This is a genomic window from Gallibacter sp. Marseille-QA0791 (assembly GCF_965119705.1).
GTDB classification, from domain to species: domain Bacteria; phylum Bacillota; class Clostridia; order Peptostreptococcales; family Anaerovoracaceae; genus Lentihominibacter; species Lentihominibacter excrementipullorum.
In genome coordinates, this window is the sequence record NZ_CBCPMH010000001.1 from 1,705,289 (window position 1) to 1,723,832 (window position 18,544).

Sequence of the window (18,544 nt, forward strand, 5' to 3'; positions counted from 1 at the left end):
TGTATTTTGCATTATTTTTGTAAAAACGAAAAGCCCCTCTTCACATTTCCGGCATTCTCTTTTCGCGACAGCTTTCCGGCGGGCGTCCGGATCCTGCGTGAACTGCGGCAGAGCCAACAGGCCGGGAAAATGACGAACCGGGCAGGAAACGACTCATGCCGCTTCCTGCCCGGTTCCAGAAGTTTATTATAGAGAAACTGAAAATTGCTTATTTTAATATATCTTCGATGGCTGCCATAGCCGCGACCTCCTCGTCACAATAAGTCTTCACGTACGGGAGTATCCTGTCCAGCTCACTCTGGTATATGGCGATAGCCGCATCGTAATCTATCTCCGCGTCCTCATCTTCCGCCTGCCTTACCAGCTGATATGTTGCATCTCCAACATAACATACTGGAATCATTTTGTCCAGAGCCCAATATGCTTTACTGTCATCCACCTGAGACGCGTCATACTGTACCAGGATATCTTCCACCACCTGCTGATCGAACAGGTAATAAGAATAATCCTTCTCGCCATTGAGGGTCCATGCTATATCGAGAGCTCCTGATTCTTCATCTTCAGCGTAGAGTTCCTCCTGCTGAAGAGCTTCTATCATCCCTTTGAGCCCGTTTATGTTAGCATCCAGATTAGGATGGCCCGTATACACGTCTACGTCATCCGTCTTGGTGCATTGAGTCTGCACAGTTTTGAAAGCCTCCAACGTCGCCTGATTCAGCTCCGCGCCTTCCGCTCTCAGCTCCGACAGCTCTTCCTCTGACGCTTCTCCGCTGACAGCCTCCTCGTATCTGGCATTGACATCTGCGATCCTGTCATTATGCTCCTTCGCCACAGTCCTCAGGCTGTCGATGGACGCCAGATAAGCTTCCGTATCGACTCCGGCTTCCTGCGCCACTTCTTCGTCGAAGTTGTTTTCAAGATCATCGCAGGCTGCTGTGATATCCAGCTCAAGAGCCGGCATGCTGTCGATATAGATGGCGAAGGCACCGAACCAATTGATATTAGTCCTCATGGTATCCTCGTCCCACGTGTCCTTGTCGTCCGATGACGTATGGTATCTCTGCTGCATAAACGTATCATCCTCGAAGCCATTGAGGATATACGGCACGCCATGCCACCTGTATGAGACGCCATCCTCCATCACATTTACAGAACCCGCTTCTTCTGATACTACCACATCTCCTGCCGTCGTGACAAGTCCTGTTTCTGTGACCATCTTGCTGACCAGGCTGGCAAATTCCGGAACGCAGCTGATATTCAGCTGATCCCCTTCCACTGCAAACGCCGGGAGCTCACAGTTCAACATAGCCAAAGTCTTACCGTCCCAGCCCAGCTCTGCCTCGTGCATCATGCCCCACGCACCGGTAGTATAATCGAACTGGGTATCCGTCGCGCCCCATTCCTCAGCGCCATGAGCGACGACAACGATATCGTTCTCAGGAACATATCCCGAATCTATCATCGCCTTCGCCACAGCAAAATCCAAGGCGATGGCCGCCGAATCATCCTGGAATCCGTACCAGTATTTATCGTAATGTCCTGCTATGAGTATCTGCTGATCGGAGGACCTGCCCTTGATCTTCCCTACCACATTGTATGTAACGCCAGTGCCCTCTTCCAGGACAGCGTCTACCATCAGAGTAGCTGTGTCGTTCCCGGCCTCTATGGCATCCTGTATTTCCTTGGCCTGATTGGCGCTTATTGCCACCGTAGGGATCAAATCGCCGCAACAGATATCCTGGACATTGACCGTATCGTCGTTGAGTTCTCCGTATCCGCCTGTGGAATATGTCACGATGGCAGCAGCCCCTCTGCCGTAAGCCTGCCTTATGTAATTGTCGATCCATGCCTCATTCCACTGGTCGACTCCCGCCAGCACGATCTTGCCGCTCACGTCCTTGCCTTCGTAATCAGCTTCAAATCCTGTCCCCACATCAACTATCTCCGCCGTGATCCCATCCGCGTCAGTACCGCTGCACTGGTACGACGCCGGCATCAGATCGATGTCTGTCCCCTCGATGGTAAGGCTGGAATCATTGAACTGGAATTTATCCACCGTGGTGCCTACCTTCTCCACGTCAGTGAGCCCGATGGACTTCATCTCTTCCACCAGAAAATCCGCCGCCCTGTGCTCTGCATCGGAGCCGGCGGTTCTCCATCCCAGTTCATTATCCCAGTACTCCTCATCGTAAGCCAGCGTTTCAGCCAGATCATAAGCGTACTCCATATCGATGCTGTCGATGTAGCTCTGCACATCTTCCGCCATGAACAACTGGGAATCCACCGTGTTCTCCGAGCTGCCGCATGACATCATTGAAACGGTCAATGTCAGCGACGCCGCAGCACAAGCAAATACCTTCAAGCTTCTTCTCATTCTTTCACTCTCCCCTCAATTTTTGAAGCATTTAAATTTTCTGACTAGTCTAACTTTACATTATATCGGAAAGAAAATCAATAGTTATCAGCTATCTCATATCCTATCCGTCTTGACTTTTGTCTTTCTCGTTATATAATAAGTATTGTTATAGTAAGATTTCTTATTATTTAAGGAGGGAGTGTGCTCATGGAAAGTCTCCATTATCTTCTCATGAAATCTCACGCCATGGTCCACAGGCGTGTAACATCGAAGACGGCATCCATCGGACTCACTTCAGGTCAGCCCAAGGTACTGGACTTTTTACTTCGGTTTCACGAAGCTGATCAGAAAACCATCGCTGCCTACTGTGAAATAGAGCCGGCCACTGTTGGCAGCATTTTATCCCGAATGGAAACATCGGGGCTGGTAGTCCGTCGTCAGAAGGAAGGGAATCGACGTTCACTCTACGTTTCCCTTACAGAAAAAGGCGTAAACGCTGCCGAAAAGCTGACGGAGATCTTCCGCTCGGTCGAAGACGAAGCCACCTGCCGCCTTTCGGAAGATGAACGCGACACGCTGCGGGAGCTTCTTTCACGGATATGCGATACCCTGAGCGGACCGGAAGCCTCCGATAGTAACGAATAGTACAAAAGAGAATGGAATGGTGTAGAAATGGAAAAAACAGAAGAATGCAAAACCGAGAATATGCGGCAGCCTGTATCTGCGGAGCATGCTGCCGGAGAACACGCCGGACACAGCACAGACCACCTGCCGATGCGGGTCTTTTTGTTGTGCGCAGGTCTTTCCATCATGGCTTTCGGCATCGCCCTATCCATAAGAGCCCCTCTGGGTACATCACCTATTTCCAGTCTGCCCTACGTCACGGCCGAAATGTCCGGCCTATCCGTGGGGATAACGACCATCGTCATGAATTTCGTCTTCATCCTGATACAGATAGCCATCCTGCGCAGGCGATACGACTGGTTTCAGCTGCTGCAATTCCCGGCAGCCGTCCTGTTCGGACTGATAATCGACGCGGCCGGGCTGCTGACGGCAAAACTGCCTTGCGACACCTACCTGGAGCAGTGTATCATCTGCGCCGCCGGCATCATTTTTATCGCCTTCGGCGTCAGCGTGGAAATAAGCGCCGGCCTGATAACAACTTCCGGCGAAGGCATCGTGCTGGCCATATGCCAGGTCGCCCCGGTGAAATTCGGCAATATAAAAGTCGCGCTGGATTGTTCACTGGTGTGCATTTCCATACTGCTGTCCTTCGCCTTCCTGGGCGGACTGGACGGCGTCCGCGAAGGAACTGTTGCGGCGGCCATTTTCGTGGGACTCATCACCAGGAAGACCAACGGTGTCATGGAAAAAGTCAGCTGCGCCCTCCTGGAAAGGTAGGACGCAGCCTCGCAGCGTTCGCGCCTCGTCCGGCGTTCTTTTGCCCTTTTCCTCAATCCTCCTGCGCCCTTTCCCACAGGACCGGCATCCCCTGAAGCTCTTCTTCCGTATATGGCTCCGTCCTTCTCATATCTGCTTCGCTTCCATAATAGACTATGTCCACATCGAAATCCATGTCCTGATCCCATATTTCATATCGTCTGTCCTGCTCAGTGATTTCCCTTCCGATCAAGGGATCCACATATCTGGACCACAGGTTCTCTTCATAACACAGGATGTATATGTTCTTCTTTTCCCCATCGATCACAACGCCTGCATTATCCCCATACCCGTACGAGCTGTAGTAGTTCTTCCCGGTAAATTCCGCGTACAGGCTTCCGTCCTCGTATTCTACATTTACCAGCGAAGCATCATAGGGAATGACCCATGTGTGGAGCACCGCCAGGCAATACAGCCCTGCCAGCGCCAGGACGGTCGCCAGGACCGATATGACTGCGATCCTGATTTTCCTTTTCCGGAATTTTCTCCTGAATCTGCGAAAGAGGCCGGCATTTTCCTTTTCCTCCCCTCTGCTGATGGGTATGAGTATCCCGCTTCGCAGCCTTTCCAGCTCCTTTCGACAACCCTCACAGGAAAGGAGATGTTCATCTATCATCTTCCGTGACTCATCACTGACAGCATCGTCCACATAGAGCGGAAGCAGATCTCTTATCACCTGGCATGGTATTTTGATATAAGGTGTTTTACCGTACGATATCTTACTCATGATTTTCCCCCTCCATATATTCAAGGATACGAGCCTTTGCCCGATAAAAGGTCACCCGGGCCCAAGTGTCGCTTTTCCCGAAGATTTCACCGATTTTCCTGAAAGGCAGCTCGCCCATCGCCCTCAGCATGAAGACCTCTTTATACGGTTCGCTCATCTCGTGAATAAACGCATGTATCAAAAAAGCCTGCTCTTCATCTTCCACCGCATCTGTAAAGGATACGCCATCGCTTATGCCGGATTCCTCTTCGGGCAGCGGATATTCCCGCTTGTGCTTCCGGCAATAGGAATAATAGGAATTCCTGGCTATCACAAAGAGCCACGCTCTGATGTCCTTCGTCCCGTCAAAGGAATCTATGGCTTCCACAGCTTTGACGAATGTCTCCTGCGCTATCTCTTCCGCAGTGTGTTCATCAGCTGTCAGTCCGCACAGGAAGACGAATACGTCCCTGAAATATCTGTCATAGATCTCGGTAAGCTCCAAACTTCTCACCACCCTTCACCTCAATAACGCAGCCAGTCTGAAAACGTTACAGAAAATCGAAAAATTTTCACCCTTCTCTGCCCTGCCGCTTCATTATATCATCGATATCGCCTGCTTGTATTTCTATATTTTTCCATGTAAATTATTGACTTTTTAGTGCGGTTGCGTTATGCTAATGGCAATATATTCCATATTGCGGCAGTGAAGGTATAAGTATATAATGAAAGGGGAAATTGGAATTGGAAAAGAAAGAGCTGAAGGACCTCGACCTGCTGGACAGATTCCTGTTTGCGGAGGCTATCGAGGATCCTGAAACGATGGAATTGATATTGGAGATCATCCTGGGCAGGGAGGTCATATTAAAGCATCTGCCCCAGGCTGAAAAGGAGCAACGAAGCTTTCTGTGGAGCAAACAGGTGAAGCTGGATGTCTGGGCCAAGGACGTGGACGATGTCGTCTATGATACAGAAGTCCAGAAACAGAACACTAAAGATTTGCCTAAGAGGAGCAGGCTGTACAGCAGCATGATAGACAGCAAGCTGCTGTTTCCCGGAACATCCGGTTACAACGCCCTCAACGATGTATATATCATCATGATAACACCTTTCGATGTGTTCGGAAAAGGGCTCTACAGATACACCTTCAGCATGAAATGTCAGGAGATGCCAGACATCGAGCTTGCGGACGGGGCCACCAGGATATTCCTCAACACGAGGGGAACGGAGCCCGATGGAGTGAGTCATGAGCTCATCGAACTTCTGAAGTACTTTGAAGACTCTACCGATGAGACAGCAAGCAAAGCGGGAAGCAAGAGGATATCGAGACTCCACGAAAAGATTTCCGATATCAAGGCCAGTGAAGAGATCGGGGTGAAATTCATGAACGCATGGGAAGAAAAACTGCTGGACAGGCAGGAAGGGTATGATGAGGGTAAGCAGGAGGGGCTTCGAATCGGAGAAGAGAAAGGCCGCAAGGAAGGCATGGAGGCTGGCGAAAAGAAAGGTCTTCGAATCGGAGAAGAGAGAGGACTTAAAACCGGCCGGAAAGAAGAGCGCAAGGAAATCGCCGTCAGGATGAAAGCACGCGGAATGAGCCTTGAAGAAATCGCAGAGATAACAGGACTGGAGCTCTCCCAACTGGAGAAACTGTAGCAGGCGCTGCGATAAATACCTGAAAGCCGCCCTATCGGCAAAAGCTACGATGGGGCGGCTTTTCAGTATGCATCTAGTGTTTTTCCATCTGCTTTTTATCTGTACAGCTCAGCAAACTCGTTCATAGCTGCGATTTCGCGGTCCATGGCCGCCTTCAGCTGTTGCTGCTGTGCTGCGGCAGCATTTTCATATATCGTTATCTCTTCATCGAAAGACACATCTTCACCGGCTTCCACGGCTGCCGCTTTTTCCAGCAAGGACATTGTGGCTTCACTTGTATCAGCAAATACCGAGCCCTTGCCTGTTCCCCAGAACAGATTGTCAGGGTTAGTCTCTTCGTGGAGTGTCGCAAAAGACATGTCGTTCGTCTCAGGGCTGAAATTATAATAACCATATTCGGTCGCGCCATTTATTTGCCATGCCAGGTCGAGGGCCCCAGATGTGCCGTCTTCACTGGAGAGTTCCCCCGCTTCAAGGGCGGCCACGACTCCGTTGAACATCAGGAAAATATCCCTCCTGTTATGAGCAGCAGAAGATTGTTATCATAGAGCGTCCCCGCTATGAACGAGGAATCCAGGCTGTTCGCAAGAAATGACGAAAGTCCGCCCTGAGAAAGATTGATGACAGGAACCAGCAGCGTCAAGAACAAAAAGACAAAAATCACGCCTTTCAGCGCTCCCGCCACCAGACCCAGGTACTTGTCCCCTTTTGACAGGAGATTTCCCCTTTCCCTCCTGGCAACAGGCTGAACGACCACCCTCAATATCAGCCGTATCACGATGATCACGATAAGAAAACTGAGGACAGAAAGTATCATACCGGTTATCATGGCAACCAGTATATCGGCTGTCTCCATGGTAGTCACTGTCAATCCTCCGCTTATTATATCCGGTAATCCATCGGTCACCGACATCGCTGAGTCCGCGTACCCGTAGATCTCACCGGCGATGGTATCCGATACGGCATTCCCCAGGAAGCTGTCCCTCAGGACTCCCGCGAGAGGATCAGTCAGAAAGAAGGCCGCCACCAGCGCTCCTATCCATCCCAACGCGTGAACGAAAGTATATATGAACCCTCTGTGCAGTCCCAACGCCATGGGCAATATTAAAATCAACAATATTATGATGTCTAAAATCATAGCGTCTCCCCTCTTTTCATATATTACTAGAAAAAACGGTATTAAACAAGGAGGGCACCATGGATTTTACAAATATCAGCAAAAACCCCATCATGCTGAAGGAGGAAAACAAAAGGTTCGCCTTTGAGCGTGATAAGGAAATACGCGGTTACATCAAGCTGGAGACTGACGGAGACAAAGGTCTGATGGTCGTAACGGTAGAAAACGTAAAATTCTTCCCGAGAGGCGAATATTCATATAAGCTCATCCTCACAGGCGTGAAGAAGGAAAAGCGACACTACCACATGGTCGGCAATATTTCTCTGTCGGCTTACGGCAAGGGGGAGGGGAGCTTCCGCATAAATCCGAGAGATCTGGATGGCCAGGGGCTCAGCCTGCGGGATTTTTCCACGGCAATCATAGCCGCCATGTCGATGGTGAACCATCGTGAGGCCCTGCATCCAGTCCTCAGCGGCGAGCTGTCCGCTCCCGGAGAAAAGAGCGCGCGCCCGTCAACGCCGAAGGACTACAGTCCATTTTATAACAGGTTCGTCCTGGAAAACTGCATAGGGCTGGCGAAGGAACAGGACAGATTCACAGATATTCTGCCCTTCGACCACGACCTGACCGGAGCCACATGGAAAAAGGTGACCGACAGCAAACTCTTTCCCATCATCTCTCCCGGGTCCAAAGCTCCCATCGCGAAATACGGCCATTTTCTCTTCGGATGGCAGGACACCCACTACTTCCTGGGAGTTCCCGGCAGATTTTTTCCCGACGAGCAGCCTGACGGCGGAAAATCAGGCTTCGCATTCTGGCAGCCCATCATGGGAATGGAAGAAAAAGCCCAGGATGGTTCTCTTCCGGTGGACGAACGCAGAAAAGAGATATATGGTTACTGGATAGCCGCTATCAACAGGTTCAACGGCCACATCGAGGAGCTCCCTCATATCCCGGACAACTCTTCCGGACGCTCTAAGTAAGACGCTCTCAGTAAACTGTAAAACTTTTCATTCATCCCCTCCTCCGAAAAAGTTCTGTCCAAAACCACATTCCCTGTGTTTCCAATGTCTGAAGGCACTGCACCGGCATCTTTCTCCCCTTGTGCGCACGGTAAAATCCACTTGATAGAAACATCAAAGTATGATACCATTGAAAAGTATATGAGAAAGTATATGTTTGAAGCTCTTGAGGAGGCAAAAAAGGCCGCTGCCGCAGGGGAGATCCCTGTCGGCGCCGTCATCGTCCATAACGGCCAGATCATTGGCAGAGGCCACAATGAAACCGAGACGAAGAAGGATCCTACCGCTCACGCGGAAATCCTAGCCATAAGGCAGGCCGCCCGGCATCTTGGCGGCTGGAGGCTTCCGCAATGCGACATGTTCGTGACTGTCGAGCCATGCAGCATGTGTGCCGGAGCCATCGTATGGGCAAGGATACGCAAGCTTTACATAGGTACGATGGATCCCAAGTCCGGAGCGTGCGGCTCGGTCTTCAACATTCCTCAGGAACGCAGACTCAACCATTTCACAGAGATAGAGACCGGTCTGATGAAAGAGGAATGTTCCTCTCTGATGAAGGACTTCTTTAAACAATTGAGAAAAAGAAAAGCGGAGGAAAAACATCAATGAAAAGAATAGGCGCTTTATTCTGTCTGATTATTATAACGATGACCCTGCTGGTCCCTGCCAGCTTTGCAGCCGACAGCTCAAACAGCGGCAATACCGACAGCGCCAGATTTACGATAGAATCATCGACTCCCGAAGACGGAGCTACCGGCGTATCAGTCGAAAACCTCAGTGTAAAGATATATTTCAGCAAGGAGATGCTTCCTGAAAGCAAGAGTATCCGCCAGGCCAACGCCAAACAATTCAAACTGACCAACGCGAAAGGGAAAGAGATCCCTATCAGAGTCTACTACAGTCATAAGGAGCGTAAAGACGGCCTGATGATGGTCGTATCCGACATCGTAGACACGGATATCCAAATACAGGGAAACACCGAATACACGCTTACCATAGGCGAAGATCTGCAAGCTACAGACGGCACCACGCTGGGCCACGAGGAGACCATAGAATTCAGGACTCTGGATCAGTCCAGATCGACAATGGTATACACCATCATGATGATAGTGATGATAGTCGGCATGATCTTCTTCAGCATGAGAAGCGCCAAGAAAGCCATGGAAAAGGAAAACGATCAGAAGCAGAAGAAGGATACGGTCAATCCGTACAAGGAAGCTAAACGGACCGGCAAATCCGTAGAGGAGATCGTCGAAAAGGATAAGAAGAAAAAAGCCAAACAGGCAGAGGCCATGGCCAAACAGAAGGCAAAGGAAGCCGAATTGGAGGCCGAGCTGGAAGCGATGGAGGCAAAGCGAAACGCTAAACAGAAGAAAGCCTCTACCAAAAAAGTATCCTCTCCGAGACCTATCTCGGCAGCCGGAAGCCAGTACAAAGTCAAGGTCGTAACGACTCAGAGCCCTCAGAAACCGCAAAACAAGACAGGCTCCACAAATCCTAAGAACCAGACCGGAAAACAAAAGAACGCAAAAAACAGGAACAAGAAGAAATAAAGTCGAACGACTGAATCATAACAGGTGAGCCGGGGGCTCACCTGTTTTTAAGGGAGTCGATAATATTGAAAAAAATACAGTTAAATTCCTTTGCTAAAATAAACCTTTCGCTGGACGTCTTGGGAGTATTGGACAACGGATTCCATCTGGTCGATATGGTAATGCAGCAGATACTTCTGTGCGACGATATCCTTATCAAATGGAAGGACGAGCCGCAGGATCAAAGTATACAGATCAATGTCTCCACCAACCGTTATTTCCTCCCTACGGACGAAAGGAACCTTGCATATAAGGCAGCTCTGCTGATGGCAGATAAATACGGTGATAATCGCTCCGGCAAGGTGACGATAGATATCAGGAAACGCATACCCGTAGCGGCCGGACTGGCGGGAGGCAGCGGCAATGCAGCGGCAGTGCTCCACGGGCTCAATATCCTCTGGGGGCTGGAGCTTTCAATGAAGGAGCTGATCGAAACGGGAGAGCAGCTGGGGTCCGACGTCCCCTTCTGCGTGATGGGACAAGCGGCGGCTGACAATACCCTGAAGCCCCGTTTCCTGGGAGATCCTCTTGCCTGCCACTGTGCGCTGGCGACCGGAACAGGTACCACGCTGAAGCCGCTGAAAAAAGGTCTGAGAAGCCATCTTGTCCTTTCAAAACCGCCGCTGAGTGTTTCAACGGCTACAGTTTACAAGGGCATCGATTCCATGATCATAGATCGGCATCCTGACAACAACGAGCTGGTAAACGCCCTTTCCTCCGGCTCGATGAAACTGGTAAGAAAAAACATGATCAATGTTCTTGAAAATTTTACATTGACGCAGTATCCTATAGTTAAACAGACCAAGATGAAGCTGGAATCCCTGTGCGGCGCTGATAACGTTCTTATGAGTGGGAGCGGTCCCGCCGTTTTCGGCCTTTGCGAAAACATCCGTCGATCCAGACAGATATGCGACGACATGCTCAAGCTGAACAGAGAAAGTTTCTGGACCCGTACAACGTGGTGATAAAAATCAATTTTTATTTCAGGTGAAAGATTATGTTGAATTTTAATATCCAAAATCACAAGCCATTGAGAGAAATGGTATATGAAGAGCTGAAGATGCAGATACTCACGGGAGCTATCGTTCCCGGCACACGAATGATGGAAGTCGATTTGGCCAACCAGATCGGTGTGAGCCGCACCCCGGTAAGAGAAGCTATCCGGAAGCTGGAAAAAGAAGGTCTGGTAGTGATCGAGCCACGCAAAGGCGCCTACGCTTCGCAGATCTCCACGAAAGACATGGTCGAGATACTGGAAGTGCGTCAGAACATGGAAGGCCTGGCAGCCTATTTCGCGGCGTCCAGGATGCAGCCGGAGCAGCTTGAAGAGCTGAAGGAGGTCTCATCCAAATACAATACAGCCGTCACCAACGGTAATATGGAGGACATGATAAAGTACGATACACGCTTCCACCGCATTATCGTAGAATCGTGCAACAACAAGATCCTCGTTCAGATGATAGAGCAGCTTCAGGAGCTGGTCCTCAGATTCAGATATATCTATTACGATGATTTCCGCCGAGCGGAGAACATGCCTGAGGAGCACAGGATGATATTGGAAGCAATCGAAAGAGGCGATGCCGATTCCGCACGGAATGCGGCCGATATACACATCGACCGCCTCAAAGAGCTGGTCATGCAGGAAGACCTCAAACCTAAACACGCCAAATAAGACCGGAAAATCATTCTGAAGTCTTTCAGCCATGCTGCACATCAGCAGGAAGCAACTGCCGATGTGTAGCTTTTTAATATGCGTCTTCACCAACAGCTCCGATCTTTATACCATTTCTTCGTATCCCTGTAATATTATGCTCCCTTCCGAATATTCTTTATGAGGAACACTTTTCATAATGAGAAGGAGGTAGCAATACATGAACATATCGCCTTATGATAATCTGCCGACAGGCGACAAAGATCCGAAACAGGAAAATCCACAGCAAGCAGAAGACTTACAATATGTGGACGTACCTCTCGACGAACTGGCTGCCGAAGCATCCGACGAGGCAGTACCGCCGCGGCAGTCAGCAGAAGAAGGCGCCGGGGAAATCACGCTGCCGGAGGTCTCCCCGCAGCAAGGAGAAGAATCATCCGATAATGAACCAGCGGCGCAAAAGGACGATCCGCGGCCCGAAGAAAACATCGTGGAAAACAGCGCCGCGAAGAAAGCACCCGTGAAAAGAGAATCGCCGGAGGCTTCCCCATCTCAAGCAAAAAACCGGGAAGCAAGCAACATCTCCGTCTTTGCTCCTTCATCCGGGTATTCGAAACTTTCCCTAAGGAATATCGCCGATACCGGAGAATATCTCCTTCCTTTTGAAGAAACGCTGCTGGTACCTGACACCATGCCTGACATGGAGAAGGTCCTGTTCGCCGAAGGCTCCGTCCTCCTTTCGCAGCCCGCTAAAGCCAGCTACAGAAAAACTGACAGCATTTCCGGCGAACTGATCATATATACCGTATATAAGCCCGGGAGCGATGCCACATCCCCTGTCGATGTCATCAGATCCGCCGTCGCTTTCAATACCGATAAATGCTGGGATACCTCGGAAAGCGACACCTTCCGGGCCACTGTGTCCGTAAAATCCGTGTCGGCAGAAATGCTCAACGAGCGTAAATTCACCGTCAAAGGAACCATTTCTATCCACTACACCGGGGTCTCTCAAAAGGAACTGACGCTTTTCAATGGAGCGAACGACAACGACCTGATACGCAGGACCGATTCTGTCAAAGCTGCCAACCTCATATTCGAAGCTGATGAGACGACGGAGATCTCCCAGGAGATCGATATCCGCGAAGATCAGCCTGCTCCCGTGAAAATACTGAAAGAGCGATTCGACATAGTTGAGAACCACAGACAGATCACTTCCGGAAAGCTGGTAATAAACGGCACCATCATCTCCGAGATCCTTTATCTGGGGCAGGACGAGGACGGCGATACCGAGCTGGGATGTCTGAAAAACAAAACAGATTTCACTCAGTTCATCATAATCGACAAAGACGTGGACGCGGATCTGCTCTACATTTCATTTACCGACGACGGACTGAAAACGATCATCGAAAGCCAAAACCGTTTCCAGCTCCAGGGCAAGATCACTTCAGTAATATGCGGGTATGAAAATATGGAGATCCCCATCGTATCAGACGTCTATCACAGGAAACAGGATATCGATTTTGACATCTCCTGTCAGCCTGTGTCCTGCCTGGAAGGCACAGTTTGCGGTGAGATATCGTCCAGAGAGATAGTTAACATCGAAGAAGAAGACAGCCGCCCGGAAACTCTGCTCTGCGGTTCAGGCAGATTAACAGAGATCCAGGGGACAGCAGAACGCGGCAAAGTGACTATAGACGGAATGATCGCGGTAAAAATACTGGCGCTTGACGCTGAAGGACAGCCGCTTGTCATCGACAGCCAGGTCCCGCTCAGAGGAGCGCTGGAAATGGCCGGAACGTCCGAAGAAAGCACTGCGGATGTTTCAGCGGCCCTCAAGGAATTCTGGTTCGACTCCATAAACCCGAGACAGCTGGAAATAAATGTAAGCGTTTCCATAGAAGTACGGGCCATAGGCCAGGAAAACTTCACTACTGTCGACAACCTGCGATTCATCGAGCCAAGCTCCACAAGAAAACACATATCGATGGCGTTATATGTAGCAGGCCGTGAGGATACTCTGTGGGATGTGGCCAAACGGTACAAGACAGATGTGGAAACACTGAGTCGGCTCAATGGCATCGACAGCGATCACCTTTCTGAGGGAACAAAGCTGCTGATCATGCGATAATCTGCTGAAATAGCGATACCTTCCCGGAAATTTTCCAATATCATGTATAATTTTCCTCATCAGTGTAAACACTTATCATACCGGATAAAGTTCACACAAAAGGGGGAAAAGATAATTGAAAAAGATGTCCGATGAAAAAAAGTGCGTTCTCTGTCTGGCACTGGTGATATTGATGGGGTTCATCCTGTTCTATACATATATCGGGGACAGTCAGAACCAGTATGAAGGGATCGTGCGGCTCCACGTTCTGGCCAACAGCGACACGGTGGAAGACCAGGCACTCAAACTCAAGGTTCGGGATGCTGTCATAGAATATATGGAAAAACAAGACGATCTCAACAGCGCCGGGGAGGCCAGGGAATATCTGAGTGAAAATCTCAACAGACTGGAAAAAATAGCGGAAGGAGTCATTGCCTCTGAAGGATATGATTATTCAGCCAGGGCCGATCTGGGGGTGCGATATATCCCGGAAAAAGCCTATGGAGGTATTACATTCCCCGCAGGGAATTACGAAGCCCTCAACATCACTATAGGCCGGGGCGAAGGGGAAAACTGGTGGTGCGTACTCTTCCCGCCACTGTGTCTGCTGGAAGAAGGAACAGCCACGGACGATGAGGTGGTCTCCGGGGATGAAGCATCTGAAGGAAACAATGATGATGAAGGATCTTCGGAAGCCCGGAAGCTCAGGCTCAGATGGAAGCTGGCGGAAATACTGAACGAAGGGCAAGACTCCCAACAGGGAAAATAGGAAGTACAACGATAAACCTCCTGTATCATAATGACGTGAAGAGGAGCTGACTCATCGGGATTTCTCCGATGAGTCAGCTCCTCTTCATTATCCATTTCCATCTTCCACGGCAAAGAACCGACATCACTGAAACAGCGACGCCAGACTCTTGCTCCTGAACTCGTTTTTCAGCATTCCCTGAATATGCCCAAATTCTCTGTGGAGGCAGCAATCGGCGCCTTCGTTCCTTGAGCAATCGTATCCGCTCTTCATACATTCTATGACCAGAAACGTATTCTCGAAAGCGCTGATCACATCATAAAGCGTCAATTCATTGCAATCTCCTTTGAGAGTGTATCCGCCCTTAGGCCCTCTCTTCACCGACAGTATTTCCTTCTCCTCCAGCTTTTTAAGAACTCTGTAGATAAACGGCGACGGTATGTCCCTCCTCTCGGAAAGATCCTTTGCCGACATGGGTCCATTGTTGTACAATTCGTCCAAAATCCTTATGGCATATTCAACCTCTTTTATAATTAAAATATGCATCACCTCCAATGGATTTCAATCGGTCTCTTTTTGTCAAGTATATAATATTATACCACAATTGTCAAGTATGCTCTCTCCCTGCCGTGTCAATTTATTGCCGCCACTGCCGGCAGACCGCCCGGCCGACTTTTACACATCGAAAAAGGGAACTGACACTTCACGAAATGTCAGTTCCCTTTTATATTGTATTTCAGAATTGCTTCCCGGACTTTTTACAGATCTTTGATCTTCGTATCCAGCGTTATTCCCAGCTCAGCGGCATATCCGAAATAGATATCTACCTGTTCATCGCTGAGCATGTCGGACGATATCAGCCCCGTCTGATCGAACTGGTCATTGACGAACATCTTTGAGAAGAAGAATCCGCCCTGTCCCGTCAGATACATCTCTGCTGTGATGCCCGCTCTCTCGAAAGATTCCACCAGACCAGGGGCGAATACATGAGTCTCGACCAAGGTATCCTTACCGTCTTTCTTTCCGTAGGCTTCAACGACCATGCAGCCCGAATCCTTTTTCAGACCTTCATCTATGATAGCCTTTATTTCATCCTTGTACTTCGGAGCCGGAGGGATGTGAGTGAGGACATAGTCAAACGGAACGATCTTGTTCCCCTTGTATTCTTCCTCATCATGGCTCAGCAGTCCCGCTTCATAAAGCGGCTTGGCAAAATCCATTCCTGCTCCTGCGTATTTGAAATATGCGTTCTTGCAGCCTTTGAAATAATCCTTGGCGTTGAACCCGTACTGCAACGGCTCATCATGGGAGTGCTCCATGAAAGTTATCTCCTCATCCATGTAGTCGTACTGTCTCTTTATCGGGTTACCGAAAGCCGGTGTGTTGACGAACTGTCCGTTCTCAAACGCCAGAGCCTCTTCACTCATGTCGGTGAGAGCCGTTATCGGAGACCACCAGAATGGCTGGAATCTCTTAGCTATAGCTCCTTCCCATACTATATTATAAATGGTGTCGCAAGTGTCGAGATGTCTTACCGCATTACGCGTCGCGCAGCATATGAGACCCGGAGCCGAACCTGTTCCTACGATGGCAAGCTTGCCGATTTCCTTGAACTTAGGCCCGTATATGTTGAACTGCGCTTTGAGACTGTCCATCCACTGCTTCGTCGCATCGGAAGTGACCTTTTCTCCCAGGAAATTATCATCTTTCTTGGCCTCATCGCTGTTTCTCCACACATCAGCCACATTTTCAGCGATGGTGGACGCGTAATCCTGATAATTGGCCTTCACTTCCAGCGCCGCGTCCAGAACGTTCTTGGTGCATTCCAGAGGCAGGCCGTTGAGAATGAGATCGACTCCCTGAGCCGCTGCTACGATACTATCTTTGTCGTGGGCGTCTACCTGTACTCCTCTTCCCTTTTTTATGGAGCCTACGATATTTTCTACCGCCTTCATATCATAGTCAGCACATATAACTTCTTCAACGTTTGGTTCCAGATCCAGTCTCTTTGCCGCCGCGCTTCCCTGCGCGCCTACGCCTAATACTAATACTTTCTTCATAATTCACCTCAAAATTATGTAATATCATGCAAGACGTCTTTGACAGCTGAATCCTGCATGTATCACTACTCTTTAAAATTAACTTTCAGCGTTTCATAGTTTCTCTTCATAGAATTATCCGGAATATCTTGACAGGCATGTGTCTGCCCTGCCGTTCCACCTCCTAAAGTTTTCCTTATCGTGACATCCGCGGCTCTGATTTTGCCGCGCCACAGCTTTAACTTCTTCTGTAAAGGTGGTTTCCACGCTCCCTTCTTTTTTCTTCCTGTACACAATACCCCATCATCAGTGCTTTTCGCAAGACCCTTAAGCGATTTCAGCAAGATAATACTTTGTTAACGAATTATCATTCTAACAAAAAAACTACTGTTTTCGTCTATTTTTAGATGATACAGTAGTTTTTGAATTTTCGAAAAATTTTATAATATTTTTCAGGACAGCAGCAAAATAATCCTTTACACTGCTCTCTTCACCGTTCTTTCTATCTGCCTATGTTTTCCACGATAAGTCGCCCTGCCTCTTCCGTCCCGATGGCTTTTTCTCCATCTCCAGCGATATCATGAGTCCTGTGCCCGTCTGCCAGCACTTTCTTCACAGCCTTTTCCACCGCGTCAGCTTCCTCGCCCAAGCCAAAAGTATATCTCAGCATCATAGCTGCCGACAGTATAGTTGCCATCGGATTAGCCATGTCCTTGCCTGCGATATCAGGCGCCGAGCCATGGACCGGCTCATACATCCCGAAATTGCCTTTCGCCAGGCTGGCCGATGGCAGAAGACCAATGGATCCTGTTATCATGCTGGCTTCATCTGAAAGGATATCTCCGAAAATATTGCTGGTGACGATGACATCGAACTGCTTGGGATTCCTTACCAGCTGCATAGCTGCGTTGTCCACGTACATGTTGGAAAGTTCCACCTGCGGATACTCCTCAGCCACCTGCGCCACTACACGTCTCCACAGCCTGGAGCTTTCCAGCACGTTGGCTTTATCGACGCTGGTCACCTTTTTATCTCTCTTCATAGCCATGTCAAAGGCTACGTGAGCTATCCTGCGGACTTCCTCCTCGGAATACTGCTCCACATCATAGGCGGCCGGACCCATATCCGTGTCTTTGGTCCCCTTTTCACCGAAATATATCCCGCCGGTCAGCTCTCTCACCACCACGATGTCGAGGCCACCTTCAATTATTTCCGGCCTGAGAGGGCATGCGTCTGCCAGTTCTTCGAACAGCATGGCCGGTCTCAGGTTAGCGAAGAGGCCCAGCTCCTTTCTCAGTCCCAGCAGAGCCATCTCCGGTCTTTCATTTCCCGGCAGCGTATCCCATTTCCACCCGCCTACGGCGCCCAGGAGCACCGCATCGGCTGCCTTACATGTATCTATCGTCTCCTGTGGCAGACATTGCCCTACAGCGTCTATGGCGCATCCGCCGGCCAGAACTTTTTCATACTCAAAGCTATGGCCATAGATCTCTCCCACCTTATCCAGTACTTTCAGCGTCTGTCCTACCACCTCAGGGCCGATGCCGTCTCCCGGCACCACCGCTATCCTGTAATCCATATCTGTTTTCCTCCTATTTCCCCGTCAGGCTGTTCATCAGACCGCCCTTGGCCATTATATCCTTGATGAAATCAGGGAATGGCAGCGCCTGATACTTCTCGCCTTTAGTCTCGTTGGTGATGATACCGGTGTCAAAATCTACAGACACCTTGTCGCCGTCGCTTATCTTTTCGCTGGCTTCGGGACATTCCAGTATCGGAAGTCCGATATTTATGGAATTCCTGTAGAATATCCTGGCGAATGTCCTGGCTATGACGCAGTCTATCCCGCTGGCTTTGATAGCGATAGGCGCGTGCTCCCTGGAGGAGCCGCAGCCAAAATTGTCGCCGCCTACTATTATATCGCCCGCCTTCACTTTCTTTACAAAATCGGCGTCTATGTCCTCCATACAATGAGCCGCCAGCTCCTTGTGATCCGCCGTGTTGAGGTATCTGGCGGGGATGATGACGTCCGTATCCACGTTATCTCCGTATTTATGAACGATTCCTTGTGCTTTCATCTCTTCTCTCCTTCCTGAAACGCCTCCTGAGT

The 18,544-nt window shown here is 49.7% G+C and carries 19 protein-coding genes; 10 read left to right on the forward strand and 9 right to left on the reverse strand.

What is annotated here, in order from left to right; genetic code table 11:
• Positions 1-208: 208 nt before the first annotated feature.
• Positions 209-2,374, reverse strand: coding sequence for a M28 family peptidase (locus ACQY69_RS07905; RefSeq protein ID WP_428259988.1), 2,166 nt, complete (start codon positions 2,372-2,374; stop codon positions 209-211).
• A gap of 189 nt (positions 2,375-2,563) precedes the next feature.
• Between ACQY69_RS07905 and ACQY69_RS07910 the strand changes: the two genes are divergently transcribed.
• Positions 2,564-3,001, forward strand: a complete 438-nt coding sequence (locus ACQY69_RS07910; RefSeq protein ID WP_428259989.1) for a MarR family winged helix-turn-helix transcriptional regulator — start codon at positions 2,564-2,566, stop codon at positions 2,999-3,001.
• Between the two features lie 27 nt (positions 3,002-3,028).
• Positions 3,029-3,757 carry a YczE/YyaS/YitT family protein gene (locus tag ACQY69_RS07915; protein ID WP_428259990.1) on the forward strand — a complete coding sequence of 243 codons (729 nt, stop codon included), beginning with the start codon at positions 3,029-3,031 and terminating at the stop codon, positions 3,755-3,757.
• A gap of 52 nt (positions 3,758-3,809) precedes the next feature.
• On the opposite strand, the gene ACQY69_RS07920 is transcribed toward ACQY69_RS07915, so the two are convergent.
• Positions 3,810-4,523: a zf-HC2 domain-containing protein gene (locus ACQY69_RS07920; protein ID WP_428259991.1), complete on the reverse strand. Its 714-nt coding sequence runs from the start codon at positions 4,521-4,523 to the stop codon at positions 3,810-3,812.
• On the reverse strand, positions 4,516-5,016 hold the full coding sequence (locus ACQY69_RS07925; RefSeq protein ID WP_428259992.1) for an RNA polymerase sigma factor: 501 nt from the start codon (positions 5,014-5,016) through the stop codon (positions 4,516-4,518). Before ACQY69_RS07925 ends, ACQY69_RS07920 begins: the two co-directional genes overlap by 8 nt.
• 230 nt (positions 5,017-5,246) lie before the next feature.
• Here ACQY69_RS07925 and ACQY69_RS07930 point away from each other — a divergent pair, with 230 nt between their 5' ends.
• The gene (locus ACQY69_RS07930; protein WP_428259993.1) at positions 5,247-6,158 is read left to right on the forward strand and encodes an Rpn family recombination-promoting nuclease/putative transposase; all 912 of its coding nucleotides are present in this window, start codon (positions 5,247-5,249) and stop codon (positions 6,156-6,158) included.
• Between the two features lie 95 nt (positions 6,159-6,253).
• Here the strand turns inward: ACQY69_RS07930 and ACQY69_RS07935 are convergent, their stop codons facing one another.
• The gene (locus tag ACQY69_RS07935; protein WP_428259994.1) at positions 6,254-6,658 is read right to left on the reverse strand and encodes a hypothetical protein; all 405 of its coding nucleotides are present in this window, start codon (positions 6,656-6,658) and stop codon (positions 6,254-6,256) included.
• A complete protein-coding gene (locus tag ACQY69_RS07940; protein WP_428259995.1) occupies positions 6,658-7,296 on the reverse strand; it encodes a CvpA family protein in 639 nt (212 codons plus the stop codon). The genes ACQY69_RS07935 and ACQY69_RS07940 overlap by 1 nt, the downstream gene beginning before the upstream one ends.
• Positions 7,297-7,355: 59 nt before the next feature.
• Here ACQY69_RS07940 and ACQY69_RS07945 point away from each other — a divergent pair, with 59 nt between their 5' ends.
• The 7 genes from ACQY69_RS07945 to spoIIR all read left to right on the forward strand — a co-directional run bounded on the left by ACQY69_RS07945 (position 7,356) and on the right by spoIIR (position 14,416).
• On the forward strand, positions 7,356-8,258 hold the full coding sequence (locus ACQY69_RS07945; RefSeq protein ID WP_428259996.1) for a hypothetical protein: 903 nt from the start codon (positions 7,356-7,358) through the stop codon (positions 8,256-8,258).
• A gap of 192 nt (positions 8,259-8,450) precedes the next feature.
• Complete coding sequence (tadA, locus tag ACQY69_RS07950; RefSeq protein ID WP_428259997.1) at positions 8,451-8,906, forward strand: tRNA adenosine(34) deaminase TadA; 456 nt, start codon at positions 8,451-8,453, stop codon at positions 8,904-8,906.
• A complete protein-coding gene (locus ACQY69_RS07955) occupies positions 8,903-9,850 on the forward strand; it encodes an Ig-like domain-containing protein (protein WP_428259998.1) in 948 nt (315 codons plus the stop codon). Before tadA ends, ACQY69_RS07955 begins: the two co-directional genes overlap by 4 nt.
• A 65-nt stretch (positions 9,851-9,915) precedes the next feature.
• Positions 9,916-10,854 (forward strand): 4-(cytidine 5'-diphospho)-2-C-methyl-D-erythritol kinase, encoded by a 939-nt coding sequence (ispE, locus tag ACQY69_RS07960; RefSeq protein ID WP_428259999.1) that lies wholly within the window; start codon positions 9,916-9,918, stop codon positions 10,852-10,854.
• Between the two features lie 32 nt (positions 10,855-10,886).
• Positions 10,887-11,561: a GntR family transcriptional regulator gene (locus tag ACQY69_RS07965; RefSeq protein WP_428260000.1), complete on the forward strand. Its 675-nt coding sequence runs from the start codon at positions 10,887-10,889 to the stop codon at positions 11,559-11,561.
• A 199-nt stretch (positions 11,562-11,760) separates the two neighbouring features.
• Positions 11,761-13,668 carry a DUF3794 and LysM peptidoglycan-binding domain-containing protein gene (locus ACQY69_RS07970; RefSeq protein WP_428260001.1) on the forward strand — a complete coding sequence of 636 codons (1,908 nt, stop codon included), beginning with the start codon at positions 11,761-11,763 and terminating at the stop codon, positions 13,666-13,668.
• 124 nt (positions 13,669-13,792) lie between these two features.
• Positions 13,793-14,416 (forward strand): stage II sporulation protein R, encoded by a 624-nt coding sequence (gene spoIIR, locus ACQY69_RS07975; protein ID WP_428261036.1) that lies wholly within the window; start codon positions 13,793-13,795, stop codon positions 14,414-14,416.
• Positions 14,417-14,539: 123 nt separating this feature from the next.
• Here spoIIR and ACQY69_RS07980 read toward each other — a convergent pair whose 3' ends face one another.
• From ACQY69_RS07980 to leuD, 4 genes are all read right to left on the reverse strand, one after another.
• Positions 14,540-14,941, reverse strand: coding sequence for an RrF2 family transcriptional regulator (locus ACQY69_RS07980; protein WP_428260002.1), 402 nt, complete (start codon positions 14,939-14,941; stop codon positions 14,540-14,542).
• 212 nt (positions 14,942-15,153) lie between these two features.
• Entirely contained in the window at positions 15,154-16,455 is a 1,302-nt protein-coding gene (locus ACQY69_RS07985) for a saccharopine dehydrogenase family protein (protein WP_428260003.1), read from the reverse strand.
• A gap of 481 nt (positions 16,456-16,936) precedes the next feature.
• Complete coding sequence (gene leuB / locus ACQY69_RS07990; protein ID WP_428260004.1) at positions 16,937-18,013, reverse strand: 3-isopropylmalate dehydrogenase; 1,077 nt, start codon at positions 18,011-18,013, stop codon at positions 16,937-16,939.
• Positions 18,014-18,026: 13 nt separating this feature from the next.
• On the reverse strand, positions 18,027-18,512 hold the full coding sequence (gene leuD, locus ACQY69_RS07995; RefSeq protein WP_428260005.1) for a 3-isopropylmalate dehydratase small subunit: 486 nt from the start codon (positions 18,510-18,512) through the stop codon (positions 18,027-18,029).
• Between the last annotated feature and the right edge of the window lie 32 nt (positions 18,513-18,544).

What these genes read in the sequence shown, in the direction of transcription:
- ACQY69_RS07905 (WP_428259988.1), bottom strand. Translation starts at nt 2,374, where the DNA reads ATGAGAAGAAGCTTGAAGGTATTTGCTTGTGCTGCGGCGTCGCTGACA.
- ACQY69_RS07910 (WP_428259989.1), top strand. Translation starts at nt 2,564, where the DNA reads ATGGAAAGTCTCCATTATCTTCTCATGAAATCTCACGCCATGGTCCAC.
- ACQY69_RS07915 (WP_428259990.1), top strand. Translation starts at nt 3,029, where the DNA reads ATGGAAAAAACAGAAGAATGCAAAACCGAGAATATGCGGCAGCCTGTA.
- ACQY69_RS07920 (WP_428259991.1), bottom strand. Translation starts at nt 4,523, where the DNA reads ATGAGTAAGATATCGTACGGTAAAACACCTTATATCAAAATACCATGC.
- ACQY69_RS07935 (WP_428259994.1), bottom strand. Translation starts at nt 6,658, where the DNA reads ATGTTCAACGGAGTCGTGGCCGCCCTTGAAGCGGGGGAACTCTCCAGT.
- ACQY69_RS07940 (WP_428259995.1), bottom strand. Translation starts at nt 7,296, where the DNA reads ATGATTTTAGACATCATAATATTGTTGATTTTAATATTGCCCATGGCG.
- ACQY69_RS07945 (WP_428259996.1), top strand. Translation starts at nt 7,356, where the DNA reads ATGGATTTTACAAATATCAGCAAAAACCCCATCATGCTGAAGGAGGAA.
- tadA (WP_428259997.1), top strand. Translation starts at nt 8,451, where the DNA reads ATGTTTGAAGCTCTTGAGGAGGCAAAAAAGGCCGCTGCCGCAGGGGAG.
- ACQY69_RS07955 (WP_428259998.1), top strand. Translation starts at nt 8,903, where the DNA reads ATGAAAAGAATAGGCGCTTTATTCTGTCTGATTATTATAACGATGACC.
- ACQY69_RS07965 (WP_428260000.1), top strand. Translation starts at nt 10,887, where the DNA reads ATGTTGAATTTTAATATCCAAAATCACAAGCCATTGAGAGAAATGGTA.
- ACQY69_RS07970 (WP_428260001.1), top strand. Translation starts at nt 11,761, where the DNA reads ATGAACATATCGCCTTATGATAATCTGCCGACAGGCGACAAAGATCCG.
- spoIIR (WP_428261036.1), top strand. Translation starts at nt 13,793, where the DNA reads ATGTCCGATGAAAAAAAGTGCGTTCTCTGTCTGGCACTGGTGATATTG.
- ACQY69_RS07980 (WP_428260002.1), bottom strand. Translation starts at nt 14,941, where the DNA reads ATGCATATTTTAATTATAAAAGAGGTTGAATATGCCATAAGGATTTTG.
- ACQY69_RS07985 (WP_428260003.1), bottom strand. Translation starts at nt 16,455, where the DNA reads ATGAAGAAAGTATTAGTATTAGGCGTAGGCGCGCAGGGAAGCGCGGCG.
- leuB (WP_428260004.1), bottom strand. Translation starts at nt 18,013, where the DNA reads ATGGATTACAGGATAGCGGTGGTGCCGGGAGACGGCATCGGCCCTGAG.
- leuD (WP_428260005.1), bottom strand. Translation starts at nt 18,512, where the DNA reads ATGAAAGCACAAGGAATCGTTCATAAATACGGAGATAACGTGGATACG.